Origin of the sequence: Flagellimonas cixiensis (assembly GCF_042134615.1) — a bacterium.
GTDB classification, from domain to species: Bacteria; Bacteroidota; Bacteroidia; order Flavobacteriales; family Flavobacteriaceae; genus Flagellimonas; species Flagellimonas cixiensis.
The window spans coordinates 1,889,502-1,902,252 of sequence record NZ_CP169639.1 but is presented as its reverse complement, the minus strand read 5'-3'; the positions used below and the strand labels follow the sequence as shown (position 1 = coordinate 1,902,252).

At 40.4% G+C, this 12,751-nt stretch carries 12 protein-coding genes; 4 read left to right on the top strand and 8 right to left on the bottom strand.

Annotated features, from left to right (window positions below; translation table 11 throughout):
• Nucleotides 1-204: 204 nt before the first annotated feature.
• Nucleotides 205-1,305 (top strand): acyltransferase family protein, encoded by a 1,101-nt coding sequence (locus ABT310_RS08465; protein WP_375323470.1) that lies wholly within the window; start codon nucleotides 205-207, stop codon nucleotides 1,303-1,305.
• 7 nt (nucleotides 1,306-1,312) lie between these two features.
• On the opposite strand, the gene ABT310_RS08460 is transcribed toward ABT310_RS08465, so the two are convergent.
• Genes ABT310_RS08460 through ABT310_RS08450 form a run of 3 tightly spaced genes read right to left on the bottom strand, consistent with a single transcriptional unit; the run spans nucleotide 1,313 to nucleotide 3,871 of the window.
• Nucleotides 1,313-1,669, bottom strand: coding sequence for a hypothetical protein (locus ABT310_RS08460; RefSeq protein ID WP_375323469.1), 357 nt, complete (start codon nucleotides 1,667-1,669; stop codon nucleotides 1,313-1,315).
• 25 nt (nucleotides 1,670-1,694) lie between these two features.
• Entirely contained in the window at nucleotides 1,695-2,714 is a 1,020-nt protein-coding gene (galE, locus tag ABT310_RS08455; protein WP_375323468.1) for a UDP-glucose 4-epimerase GalE, read from the bottom strand.
• Between the two features lie 2 nt (nucleotides 2,715-2,716).
• Nucleotides 2,717-3,871 carry a DegT/DnrJ/EryC1/StrS family aminotransferase gene (locus tag ABT310_RS08450; protein ID WP_375323467.1) on the bottom strand — a complete coding sequence of 385 codons (1,155 nt, stop codon included), beginning with the start codon at nucleotides 3,869-3,871 and terminating at the stop codon, nucleotides 2,717-2,719.
• A gap of 164 nt (nucleotides 3,872-4,035) precedes the next feature.
• On the opposite strand from ABT310_RS08450, the gene ABT310_RS08445 reads away from it, so the two are divergent.
• From ABT310_RS08445 to ABT310_RS08435, 3 genes are all read left to right on the top strand, one after another.
• Entirely contained in the window at nucleotides 4,036-5,196 is a 1,161-nt protein-coding gene (locus tag ABT310_RS08445) for a 3-deoxy-D-manno-octulosonic acid transferase (RefSeq protein ID WP_375323466.1), read from the top strand.
• 32 nt (nucleotides 5,197-5,228) lie between these two features.
• A complete protein-coding gene (locus tag ABT310_RS08440; RefSeq protein ID WP_375323465.1) occupies nucleotides 5,229-6,620 on the top strand; it encodes a sugar porter family MFS transporter in 1,392 nt (463 codons plus the stop codon).
• 105 nt (nucleotides 6,621-6,725) lie between these two features.
• Nucleotides 6,726-6,872: a hypothetical protein gene (locus ABT310_RS08435; RefSeq protein WP_375323464.1), complete on the top strand. Its 147-nt coding sequence runs from the start codon at nucleotides 6,726-6,728 to the stop codon at nucleotides 6,870-6,872.
• On the opposite strand, the gene ABT310_RS08430 is transcribed toward ABT310_RS08435, so the two are convergent.
• From ABT310_RS08430 to ABT310_RS08410, 5 genes are all read right to left on the bottom strand, one after another.
• A complete protein-coding gene (locus ABT310_RS08430) occupies nucleotides 6,869-7,495 on the bottom strand; it encodes a hypothetical protein (RefSeq protein ID WP_375323463.1) in 627 nt (208 codons plus the stop codon). The genes ABT310_RS08435 and ABT310_RS08430 overlap by 4 nt on opposite strands.
• A gap of 46 nt (nucleotides 7,496-7,541) precedes the next feature.
• Complete coding sequence (locus ABT310_RS08425) at nucleotides 7,542-7,841, bottom strand: HPF/RaiA family ribosome-associated protein (RefSeq protein ID WP_375323462.1); 300 nt, start codon at nucleotides 7,839-7,841, stop codon at nucleotides 7,542-7,544.
• A gap of 81 nt (nucleotides 7,842-7,922) precedes the next feature.
• On the bottom strand, nucleotides 7,923-9,245 hold the full coding sequence (locus tag ABT310_RS08420; RefSeq protein ID WP_375323461.1) for an ATP-dependent 6-phosphofructokinase: 1,323 nt from the start codon (nucleotides 9,243-9,245) through the stop codon (nucleotides 7,923-7,925).
• A 10-nt stretch (nucleotides 9,246-9,255) separates the two neighbouring features.
• Nucleotides 9,256-10,896 (bottom strand): phosphoenolpyruvate carboxykinase (ATP), encoded by a 1,641-nt coding sequence (gene pckA / locus ABT310_RS08415; protein WP_375323460.1) that lies wholly within the window; start codon nucleotides 10,894-10,896, stop codon nucleotides 9,256-9,258.
• Between the two features lie 16 nt (nucleotides 10,897-10,912).
• A complete protein-coding gene (locus ABT310_RS08410) occupies nucleotides 10,913-12,748 on the bottom strand; it encodes an SLC13 family permease (protein ID WP_375323459.1) in 1,836 nt (611 codons plus the stop codon).
• Nucleotides 12,749-12,751: the final 3 nt, after the last annotated feature.

The window sequence follows — 12,751 nt, the reverse complement described above, 5'->3', positions numbered from 1 at the left end:
TATTTCTCCAAAACTTTATGGAAAATTTTGTCAAAAATACGGGTTTTAGCGTTCATACAAATGAGATTTAACCAAATATTACCCAAAATTTGAAACTATGTTACAGAACTAACGAGTAGCCTCTAAAAATGAAATTTTTAACGGAAATCTACAGAATACATTAAAAAAACATAAATTGGATGAGCCTAAAAACCAAACCACAAAATGTCCAAATTAAAAAACAGATATTTATCCCTCGATGTTTTTCGGGGATTGGATGTCGCGCTAATGATAGTTGTTAATTCGCCTGGTAATGGTTCAACTTCATTTTCTCCACTATTGCATGCCGATTGGAACGGTTTTACGTTGACCGACCTTGTGTTCCCAACCTTTTTGTTTGTTGTGGGAAATTCCATGAGTTTCAGCCAGAAGAAGTATGAAAATATGGGAAATGGCGCCTTCTTTAAAAAGGTATTGAAGCGAACAGCGATTATTTTCTTGTTAGGCTTTTTAATGTATTGGTATCCATTTTTTGACGATGGACAGTTAAAACCCTTTTCAGAAACAAGGGCATTTGGTGTACTACAGCGTATTGCCCTTTGTTATATGTTCGCCTCGATCATTCTTCACTTTGTGAAGACCAAAACAGCCATTTGGCTCAGTGTTGGATTCTTGGTTGCCTATCAAATAATTCTGATGGCTTTTGGCGACCTCACACTCTCGGGGAACGCAGTTTTAAAACTGGATGAATGGCTCATTGGCGCCAACCATATGTATCATGGCGAAGGCATTGCTTTTGACCCAGAAGGATTGTTGAGCACATTGCCGGCCATTGTAAATGTGATTATCGGCTTTTTAGCGGGGAAATTCATTCAGAAAAACGGGCAGAACTATGAAACCATTGCTAAATTGACGATGGTAGGTTTTGCCTTGGTTTTCGCTGGACTGGCTTGGGATTTAATATTTCCTATCAATAAAAAATTATGGACTAGTTCCTTTGTATTGCTCACTTGCGGTATAGATCTTTTTGCCATTGCCACACTCATCTATTTTTTGGATATGAAAAAAGCGAAAGGTTGGAGCTACTTTTTTGAAGTATTTGGCAAAAACACCTTATTCATCTATTTATTATCGGAAATTTTCATCATTACCTTATTTGCGATAGATGTACATGGCGAAAGTTTATACAGATGGATTGCGGACAATATCTTTATTTCTTGGTCCGGCGGATATATGGGTTCACTACTTTTTGCCCTTTGGGTGATGATCACCTGCTGGGTTGTGGGTTATTTTATGGACAAAAAAGGGATTTACGTAAAAGTTTAAGGTAAGCTCACGAGCTATATTTGGCCTTATACCATACTTTTTGCCACTCTCTTTTTAACAATAAGAAACATACCTCTGCCGAAATGTCGACAACATCCGATGGAGGTATGTTTTTTACTGCTTGTTCCGAAATGTCCACCACATATAATAAGTTCAGATATTCTGGAAATTTTTCTACAATGAGGACATATATTTTCTCGTGAAGTAAACTTTTTAATTCGGTTGGTGAAACATTTGAGGGAATACTCAAAGGCACATTGGCCAACTCAAAATCTTTCTGCAATTGCTGCAATAAATTTTGGTATAACTGTTCTTTTTGGACAGTTTCCAATAATTCCAGGCTATTGTTAAAGTTGGACAGCATACTTTATGTACGTCCGAAATGGGTTTTAAGATTTTCTAACAGTTTTTTCCCATTCCCATGCAGATTTCAAGGCTTCATCCAAAGTGGATTTTGCTTTCCAACCTAACACATCGTTTGCTTTTTGGGTATCCGCATAGGCAGCAACCACATCACCGGGTCTGCGGTCAACAATTTTATAATTCAACTTTTCCCCAGATACGCGTTCAAAACTATGGATTACCTCCAAAACTGAACTGCCTTTTCCAGTTCCTAAATTAAACACTTCGTAATTGGATTCATTTTTATCCTTCAACAATCGCTGCAATGCTTTTACGTGGGCTTGGGCCAAATCCACCACATGAATGTAATCACGGATTCCAGTTCCATCTTCAGTAGGATAATCATCGCCAAATACCAAAAGTTGGTCTCTTAATCCAATTGCTGTTTGGGTTACAAAAGGCACTAAATTTTGGGGCACTCCTAGAGGCAATTCTCCAATTTTTGCAGAAGGATGCGCTCCAATCGGGTTAAAATAGCGTAGCGCGATAGCTTTTAAATCCGGATTGATCCTACAAGTATCCCTAATAATTTCCTCACCTACCTGTTTCGTGTTCCCATAGGGCGACTCAGCAGGTTTCACTGGTGCGCTTTCCGTTATGGGCAGTGAGTCCGCTTGACCATAAACCGTACAAGAAGAACTAAAAATAAAACTGGCACCACCCTTTTTCTCCAATTCTTGAAGAATATATGTCAAAACCCCAATATTATTTTCATAATACAAAAGCGGATTTTCAACACTTTCTCCCACTGCTTTGGAAGCTGCAAAATGAATCACACCAGCTATATCTTTATATTTTTTGAAAAAATCTTGAACTTTTTTTTTGTCCCTTAAATCAAATTCCTCAAAAATGGGCCGCTTGCCCGTAATGGCTTCGATTCCTTGAAGGACATCTTTGGATGAGTTGGACAAATTATCCACCACTACAACTTCAAAGCCTTCATTTTGCAATTCCACTACGGTATGAGAACCGATGAATCCCAAACCTCCCGTAACAAGTATTTTCATGTTTATTGATTTACAAAGTCAATCACCAATTTGGTGATAAATTGAATTTGTTCATCCTCCAATTCGGTATGCATGGGCAGTGAGATCACCTCTTTGACCAGTTGATTGGTCACCGGAAAATCAGCTTCATTGTATCGTTCATCAGCATAGGCTTTTTGCTTGTGCAACGGAACTGGATAATAGACACCACATGGAACGTTATTCTCGGTCAAATGCTGCACCAAGCCATCTCTGGTTCCATTTAGAATTCGAAGTGTGTACTGATGAAACACATGACAATCGCAAGTATTTTGAATTGAACCACAGGCACATGAAATCTTTGGCACAACGATATGCTCTTGCCCCTTCAAGGCTTCTGAATATTTAAGTGCCGCTTCCCATCGTTTCTGGTTATACGTGTCCAATTTCGGCAATTTTGCCCTCAAAACAGCAGCTTGAATGGAGTCCAATCTTGAATTTACCCCAACCACATCATGGTAATATCGAGTGTACATTCCGTGGTTTACTATGCCACGAATAGTATGTGCCAACTCATCGTCATTGGTGAAAATAGCGCCTCCATCTCCATAACATCCTAAATTCTTGGAAGGAAAAAATGAGGTGGATGCCACATGACCTATGGTTCCAGATTTTTGTTTTTTACCCGTGTTTGAGGTATACGTGGCACCGATGGCTTGGGCATTATCTTCAATTACATAAAGGCTATGCTTTTCGGCCAAGGCCATAATCGCATCCATATTGGCGCATTGCCCGAACAAATGCACAGGAACAATGGCCTTTGTTTTTGGTGTAATGGCTTTTTCAATGGCAGCTATATCGATATTAAAAGTGTCGGGTTCCACATCGACCAAAACCGGGGTGAGATTTAAAAGTCCGATTACCTCAACAGTGGCAGCAAACGTAAAATCTGCCGTAATTACTTCATCTCCTGGCTCAAGCCCCAAACCCATCATACAAATTTGAAGGGCATCGGTACCATTGGCACAGGGAATCACATGTTTTACCCCCAAATAATCTTCCAATTCCTTTTGAAATGCATGGACCTGCGGGCCATTGATAAAAGCTGAGGATTCCAAAATCTCGGTAATCGCTTCATTTACCTCACTTTTTATGCCTTCGTATTGACCTTTAAGGTCAACCATCTGTATTTTTTTCATCCGAATAAATTAATAGCCCAAAATTAAGAAATTAACCTGCCATAACGCCCTCTAAACTAAAGAATGTATTTTAGCGAAAAATGATGCCTTTGCGTTTTCTTTACAACATTCTGATTGCACTAGTTTGGCAGGTCCTAAAAGTGGTCGCTATCTTTCAACCGAAGATGAAATTGTTTGTTTCGGGAAGAAAAAATACATTCAGCCTGCTTACAAACCAACTTTCTTCAACTCCGAAGACTATTTGGATGCATGTGGCCTCTTTGGGTGAATTTGAACAAGGGCTCCCTATTTTGGAACGATTACGGGTTCAATATCCAAACCATAAATTGGTGCTCACTTTTTTCTCTCCCTCGGGATATGAGGTGAAAAAAAATACATCTGCCGCTGATGTGGTGGTCTATCTTCCCATGGACACCAAAGCCAATGCGAAACGATTTGTGGATGTTGTTAACCCTGATTTGGCTCTATTTGTGAAGTATGAAATTTGGCCCAATTATTTACGGCAATTAAAACTACGAAACATTCCAACATTACTGATTTCAGCCATCTTTTCGGAAAGGCAGATATATTTTAAGGGCTATGGTGGTTTCATGCGCAATAGTTTAAGGGCTTTCTCGCACTTTTTTGTGCAGGATAACACTTCAAAAAAATTATTGAAGCATATCGGATTTGAAAATTCAACGGTCGGTGGGGACACTCGATTGGATCGTGTTTCAGAAATTTTGAATCGTGACAATCAATTGGACTTCATGAACTCCTTTAAGGGAAACCAATCTTGTTTTGTAGCTGGCAGTACTTGGCCAGAAGATGAAGAAATCCTGATTGAATACATCAATTCCAACAAAACGGAAACCAAGTTCGTGATGGCACCGCACGAAATAAAATCGGCCCATATTGAGAAAATTACTTCTGCCCTCCAAAAAAAGGTGGTTCTATATTCTGAATTGGAACATAAAGACCTTACCCTGTTCGATGTGCTGATTGTCGACACCATTGGCCTGTTGACCAAAATTTACAGCTATGCGGACTTTGCTTATGTGGGTGGTGGATTTGCCACTGGACTGCACAACACTATGGAACCTGCCATTTTTGGGGTCCCTATCATCATTGGACCCAATTATTCAGGATTTAAAGAAGCGGAAGATCTGGTGTCCCAAGGTGGCATTTTACCCGTGTCAGATTATGTGGGTTTCATCAGCTTGATGAAAAAATTTAATACTGACCCCAATAACACCCATAAAATAGGAGCCATCAATAGTGCTTATATCAATTCCAATAAGGGCGCCTCGGAATTGATCATGAAACACATCTCCAAAATTTTATAAAATTTGGTTAGCTTTAACAAATTTCATCCTACATGGACAAGCGTATTTTTAGAATTTCGATAACGGCTGCTTTGGCCGGTTTTTTATTTGGATTTGACACAGTGGTCATCTCTGGAGCCAACCAACCCATTAAAGAGTTATGGGACACCAATTGGTTTTTGGGCGACTCCATTTTTACTTTCCATGGTATTTTCATCATGTCCATGGCATTATGGGGAACCGTTTTGGGCTCTCTTTTTGGCGGAATTCCAACCGACCGATTGGGACGAAAAAAGACTTTATTTTGGATTGGCGTACTATATTTTCTTTCTGCTGTAGGATCTGCCTTGGCACCCGAAGCTTATAGCTTTTCTTTTTTTAGGTTTATCGGAGGTGTTGGCGTAGGAGCCTCCTCAGTGGCCGCACCCGTTTACATTTCTGAAATTTCAACGGCAGCAAATCGAGGTAAGTTAACAGCCATGTATCAATTCAATATCGTATTTGGGATATTGGTTGCCTTTATCTCCAATTATTTGATTGGGGTAATTTTTGACGAAAGCATAGCTTGGCGATGGATGTTGGGTATTGAAGGACTTCCAGCATTGATCTATACCATATTGGTGTTCAAAATTCCAAATAGCCCAAGGTGGTTGCTACTTAAAAACAAGGCAGATACCGTTGTCATTGCATCCATAACATCTTTGGGTATAGCTGCAGAAAAAGCTTCCCTACATCTTACGGAAATCAAAACAGCCCTTTTTGATACCACAGAAAAACAGAAAGAAAGCTTATTTTCCGGAAAATACAACAAGCCCTTGGTTTTGGCTTTTTTGATTGCATTTTTCAATCAACTTTCTGGAATCAACTTTGTACTCTATTACGCACCAGAGATTTTGGAGCGTGCTGGCCTGGCCTCAGGGGAATCGCTCTTTAGTTCCATTTCCATAGGAATCATCAACCTTATATTCACTTTTGTAGGGATTGCGCTTATTGATAAATTGGGCCGAAAACAACTCATGTACATGGGTTCTATTGGCTATATCATAAGTTTGGCCATGGTGGGTTGGTGTTTTTATTCCAGTGCCAGTTCTGTGCTGTTATTAACCTTTATTTTAATATTCATTGCATCCCATGCTGTGGGACAAGGCGCTGTAATTTGGGTGTTTATTTCCGAAATATTCCCGAATAAAGTTCGCTCTTACGGTCAATCCTGGGGTACGGGTACCCACTGGGTATTTGCCGCTTTGATCACCTTGCTAACCCCTACTTTTTTGGATGCTGAAATAGGCATTTTTAAAGACAATCCTTGGCCCATTTTTATCTTTTTTGCCGTAATGATGGTTTTGCAATTGTTATGGGTAATGTTTATGATGCCAGAAACCAAAGGAATCACCCTGGAGGAGCTTGGAAAACTGCTCAGTTCCAAAAAAGATAGGAAGAATTGATGAGATAACAGGATATGCCTTAAAGCCTACCTTTAATCGAATATTGACATGCCACATGCCTAAAATGATGAGATAATTCCTTAAATTGAAGGAAATTACACTATTATGGCAGAAGAAATTAGTATTGGAAACAAGCTTATGGTTGGTTTCCTTAGGATAATGGTTTTTGTTTTGATCTTGATTCTGATCGCAATCCCCGTTTGTATTTTATTGGATTTTCTTGGGGTACTGGAAGCCCTCGGATTTTCCTAAAAAATCACTTCTTGTTCCCCCATTGATTTTGTAATCACCTTAATGTAATTTTCAACTGTTTTCTCCATATTGGTCGGGTCGGTAACATCCACGTCACCCCTCCAAATCAACTCTATTTCTTTACCTATACAAATGCAATAGAGCGATGTTTCCACATGATAAATATTAAAGCTATCGTAATATTCTGGGTTGTAAAAAATATCTTGATGCTCCAAATAATCGGCATTGAAACGAGCAAACATATGATCAACATCGTTCATGTGTTCCTTCAAGGTCCTCCTATTTTCAGTTTTCACCAACTTGGTGAACAAAATAGCATCAAAACCTTTATCCAATAATTGTTGTTCCACTTCTTCCAATTCTTCTTCTGTTTTTTTGGAAGTGGTAAAGGCTACATCGAACAAATCAATGCTGCGCATGGCATCCACGCCCTCCTTCTTTAATTCTTCAACAAAACGGGTTTCAAATTCCACACGGGCACCATCATCTGGCGTCATTCCCACCACAAGAACTTGGTATGCATCAAAGAGTACTATATCTGGATTTTTCCAGGTACTCACGAGCTTTGTTGAGGAACATCCCATGAGGATCAGTAACAATATGGCTACCAGTTTTGTTTTCATCAGAATGGGTTTAAAGATTCATGCGCAGCAAAAATCATCATTTTAATCAATGCGTAGAAAAAGTAGCCTGCCTTTTTTCAAGCTGCTTTTTTAAATCTTCCACAGTATTGGACATCGATTTCTCAAAATCATCGGTATTCGACTTTGCAAAAATCCTTGGACCTGGAGCACTCAGTTCAATTTCACAAATCTTGCCTTGTCCAGATTTATCATTTTCAGTTTTAAATAACACATTGGCTTTGATCAACCAGCTGTACTTGTTTTCCAAACTTTCCAGTTTTTTCATCAACAATTCGGTCATTGCTTCACTGGTCATCATTTTCTGGTATTGAACATGTACTTCCATAATTATTGTTTTGATTCTATATCAAATCTACAACCTACACTGGTCAATTTTGATGACAATTGTCAGTTTTAAGGCTCTTTCCTAGCTCAAGAAAAAGGGTTGCCCGGTACTTTGCAGCACGGAAAACCATAATTCGTCCTCCAAGTCTATCTTTTTTCTTTTTTTGGTGACTTCGGAAATGGGGATATACACGTACTTGTTGTTCACTCTACTGGCTACGAACTTGGTTTTTCCTGCCATGGCTCCATGTACAGCATGATAGGCCAAACGGCTACAATATACACTATCACTGGAATTGGCCGGTGCGCATCTTACAATATAACTTGGGTCGATATATTTAATGGTTACAGGAGTTTCCTTAGACTTAAAATAATCAGAAATCTGTTCCTTTAGGAAAACACCGATATCTTGATGCTGCACATTGCCCGATGCATCCTTTACTTCTTCCCTTTCTTGGAACAAATGTTGCCCTGCCCCTTCGGCCACAACGATTACGGCATGTTTTTTTTGTTCGAGTCGTTGTTCCAAGGCTTTTAAAAATCCTCGTTCACCGTCTAGTGAAAAATGCATTTCGGGAATCAGTACAAAATTGACAACAGGCATGGCCAAGGCAGCGGATGCAGCAATAAAACCACTATCCCTACCCATTAATTTAATAATGGAAATTCCGTTATAGGCTCCTGTAGCTTCGTTATGGGCATCTCTTAAAATAGGACTTGCCACATCAAAGGCGGTTTCAAACCCAAAAGATTCGTCAATTAAATCAATATCATTATCGATGGTTTTCGGAATTCCCACCACACTGATATTGGCATTCCGCCATCCTATTTCCTCTCCAATGGTATTTACCCCTTTTAAAGTTCCATCCCCTCCTATGGCAAATAGCATATCTACATTATTGGCCTCAAGGGTGTCCACCATGACCTTAACATCTTGTCCTCCTCGTGAAGACCCAAGAAACGTGCCACCGAACTGATGGATATTATTCACTTTCTCGGGGGTCAATTCCACCAATTCATGACCTTTTTCGGGGTTGAGACCTTCATAACCGTAGGGCACTCCTATAATTTTTTTGACCCCATAAAAATAATGTAGGGCCATGACCACACCTCGAATCACATTATTGATTCCCGGACAAAGTCCCCCACAGGTAACGATGGCCGCGGTTACATTCTTAGCCTCGAAAAAGAGATTTTCCCTCGGTCCTGCCATTTCCATACAATCGGGCTGAACACCCGTTGATAAGCATTGCTGAAAATGGTCCATGGAAAGGTCGAAAACCAATCGATTTGAATCATCGATGAAATCAAACAATTGATCTCCGGGCTCCTTTCCAAGTTCCACAGGTGATTTGTATTTGGGCGCACCCAAATGTTCTATGTCAAATTTGTTCTTATTGCTCACTTATGTGTTCTTATAAATGTTCTGTTAGACTATGGTGAGAATCAATTAGTGGTCCTCCTTCCATAATTTCATCTGATGCCTCACTAGCAAATTTATCAAAGTTAATGTGGAACGAATGTGCCAATTGAATGGCCTTGCTTACGTACGCTCCTTTTTGCAGCCAAGTGTTCATTGGGTCCAACATTTCTGTTGGTACTCCAGGGCAATATTTAGGCATATACAATCCAAATATGGGGTGGGTATCGTAATCCACATCTTCCAATTTACCTTCCAAAATGGCAGAGATCATGGCTCGTGTATATTTTAATTTTATTCTGGAACCAACCCCGTAAGGTCCCCCACTCCATCCAGTATTGATCAACCAGACATTTACTCCGGCCTCTGTCATTTTTGCGCTCAGCATTTCGGCATATTTGGCTGGGTGCAATGGCATAAATGGCTCCCCAAAACAAGCCGAAAATGATGGCACTGGTTCTGTAATTCCAGCTTCGGTACCAGCCACTTTAGCGGTATATCCCGAAATAAAGTGATAGGCCGCTTGGCCCGGTGTCAATTTAGATACTGGAGGCAGAACGCCAAAGGCATCACAAGTTAAGAAAAAGATATTCTTTGGGTTGGATGCGAAGGATGGCACCTGAATGTTATCGATATGGTCGATGGGATAGCTCACCCTAGTATTTTGGGTGATGGAACTATCAAAATAGTCAACCTCTCTAGTTCCTTCTTTAAAAACAATATTCTCCAACAGTGCTCCTGGACGAATGGCCCTGTAAATGTCCGGTTCTTTTTCTTCAGTAAGGTCAATCACCTTGGCATAACATCCTCCCTCAAAGTTGAAAATGATGTTTTCCTTGGTCCAACCGTGTTCATCATCTCCAATCAATTTACGATTTGGGTCGGCAGAAAGTGTTGTTTTACCCGTACCTGAAAGTCCAAAGAAAATTGCGGTATCGCCATCTTCTCCAACATTGGCAGAGCAGTGCATCGGCAACACCTCTTTTTCGGTTGGCAAAATAAGGTTCAAGGCAGAGAAAATCCCTTTTTTCATTTCACCCGTATAGGCAGAGCCTCCTACCAAGGCTACTTTCCTAGTAAAGTTTAGAATGGAAAAGTTGCCGCTTAAAATGCCATATTCGGCTGGATTGGTCGCCTCATAACCCGGGGCACAAAGTACCAGCCACTCTTCTTCAAAGTTTTCCAACTCACTTTCATCAAGTCTTAAAAACATATTTTTGATGAAGTAATTGGACCATGGATATTCGGTAACCGTCCTTACGTTCATTTTGTATTTTGGGTCGGCACATACTGCGGCATCCCTCACATACACTTCTTTACCAGACAGATAATTGGCCACCTCATCATAAAGTTTATCAAAATTCTCAGGAGAGATTGGTTTATTAATTCTTCCCCACCAAATTTTATCTTTGGTATAGTCATCTTTTACCAAAAATCGGTCTTTGGGCGATCTTCCGGTAAACTTGCCCGTATTCACGCAGAGTGTACCATTTTCGGTTTCTACGCCCATTCCTTTTTCCAAGGTAATTTGCTGCAAAGTCTCTGGAGATAGATTCCAGTGAGCTGTCACATCATTTAATCCATACTTACTTAGGTCTGTGGTTGTGTTCATATCAATTGCTTTTGTAGTGTTCATATCCGTAGTTTTTAAATTAGAAGCTCCAAATCATTGGAACCAAAATCAGTGTTGCAATAAAAAACAGGAGCAACAATGGGCCACCTACCTTTAGGTAGTCCAAAAATTTATACCCTCCTGCCGACATTACCATGGCATTTGTTGTTGTTCCAACTGGGGTTAAAAATGCCGTCGATGCACTAATGGCCACCGCTATCATAAATGGCTTTGGTGAAACCCCGAGTGTCATGGAGGCCATAATGGCAATCGGCGCCATTAACACCGCTGTTGCCGAATTGTTTATGGTTTGACTCAAGGCTGCGGTGAGTAAAAACACTCCTCCTAACAAAGCCACTGGATGAATGGATCCCAAAGTATCCACCAAACTGGTTGCGGCCATTTGGGCCACTCCTGTTTTATCTAGCGCAACACCCATCGGAATCATGGCCGCAATCATCACCACACTCGTCCAACTAATGCCTTTATAGGCTTTGCTAATGGGCACGCATCCCGTCAGCATCATAATTCCGGCACAGACCAAGGCTGCAATGGCTCCCGGCATTACTTTGAAAACCAATAATAGAATCATCAATATTAATGTGCCCAAGGCAATGTAACTTCTTGGGGTTAATTGATCAACATTCTTGGCCAAGGCTTCTGGACTACCGGAAATAACAAGATTTTCGTACACCGATTTTAAAGCGATTATGTTTTCCCATTGACCTCGTATCACAAAAGCATCTCCTGCCTTGATTTGTATTTTTCCCGTCAATGGCACATTGTTCCTCGAAACAGCCAATAATTGCACCCCAGCTTGTTTTAGGTGATGCCCTAATGGAATAGTTTTTCCCACAAAGACAGAGTTCGGAGTTATCAACATTTCGGCCATACCTACTTCTTGATTGATCAATTCCTTTTTAAGGTTGTCATTTTCTGGCTTCCATGTAATGAATCCCAAGTGAAATTTAAGCACCAGCTTATCCACATCTTCGGGTTCGCCTTTTACAGTGATGATATCGTGATAGCGCATCTCGGTTTCCAAACCTGGCATTTCCACAAATTGAGGAACTCTTTTTAATGTATTGGGATGCCTCCGCTTTAATCGCATAATGGAAACTTTATGGTTTTCCTCAAAATTCCAGTCACCAATTTTAGTGTTAATCAATTGTGACATAGAGCGAATACGCAGACGATACAAATTATCACCAATACTATAATTCTCCACCCACTTATGCATTTCTTGGTCAATTGCAATGGGCTTATTGTCGGTTCTATGACTTGGCAACAACTTATACCCCACATACCTGAAATATAGAATTGAGATAATTAGCAATGGCAATCCAATGAGTCCGAATTCAAAGAACGAAAAACCTTCTATCCCATTTTCAACCAAAGCATTGCTCACAATAATGTTTGGTGGTGTGCCGGTCAAGGTCAATAATCCTCCCGTATTGGAACCAAAGGCAACGGGAATAAGCAATTTGGAAGGAAATGTACCTGCACTCCAAGCTGCGGTCACCACCACGGGAAGCATTGCTGCCACCGTACCTGTATTGCTTACAAATCCAGACAGCAAACTTGAACCTGTCGTTACAATCACCATAAGTCTTGCCACACTTTTATGGGCCCATTTCACAAACATCTGTCCGGCCATGGCCGTCCAACCTGTTCTCGATAGTCCTTCTCCAATAATGAACAAGGCGGCAATCATGATTACCGTTGGATTACTAAAACCGGAAAGGGTTTCGGTAAGATTCAACACTCCTGTGAGAAAAAGTGCCAACATGGCCATTAGGGCTACCACATCTGGCGGGAATTTTCCCCATACAAACAATACAATAGTGATTCCTAAAATAATCAGGAGTGCCGTCATTAT

What these genes read in the sequence shown, in the direction of transcription:
- ABT310_RS08465 (WP_375323470.1), top strand. Translation starts at nt 205, where the DNA reads ATGTCCAAATTAAAAAACAGATATTTATCCCTCGATGTTTTTCGGGGA.
- ABT310_RS08460 (WP_375323469.1), bottom strand. Translation starts at nt 1,669, where the DNA reads ATGCTGTCCAACTTTAACAATAGCCTGGAATTATTGGAAACTGTCCAA.
- galE (WP_375323468.1), bottom strand. Translation starts at nt 2,714, where the DNA reads ATGAAAATACTTGTTACGGGAGGTTTGGGATTCATCGGTTCTCATACC.
- ABT310_RS08450 (WP_375323467.1), bottom strand. Translation starts at nt 3,871, where the DNA reads ATGAAAAAAATACAGATGGTTGACCTTAAAGGTCAATACGAAGGCATA.
- ABT310_RS08445 (WP_375323466.1), top strand. Translation starts at nt 4,036, where the DNA reads ATGAAATTGTTTGTTTCGGGAAGAAAAAATACATTCAGCCTGCTTACA.
- ABT310_RS08440 (WP_375323465.1), top strand. Translation starts at nt 5,229, where the DNA reads ATGGACAAGCGTATTTTTAGAATTTCGATAACGGCTGCTTTGGCCGGT.
- ABT310_RS08435 (WP_375323464.1), top strand. Translation starts at nt 6,726, where the DNA reads ATGGCAGAAGAAATTAGTATTGGAAACAAGCTTATGGTTGGTTTCCTT.
- ABT310_RS08430 (WP_375323463.1), bottom strand. Translation starts at nt 7,495, where the DNA reads ATGAAAACAAAACTGGTAGCCATATTGTTACTGATCCTCATGGGATGT.
- ABT310_RS08425 (WP_375323462.1), bottom strand. Translation starts at nt 7,841, where the DNA reads ATGGAAGTACATGTTCAATACCAGAAAATGATGACCAGTGAAGCAATG.
- pckA (WP_375323460.1), bottom strand. Translation starts at nt 10,896, where the DNA reads ATGAACACTACAAAAGCAATTGATATGAACACAACCACAGACCTAAGT.
- ABT310_RS08410 (WP_375323459.1), bottom strand. Translation starts at nt 12,748, where the DNA reads ATGACGGCACTCCTGATTATTTTAGGAATCACTATTGTATTGTTTGTA.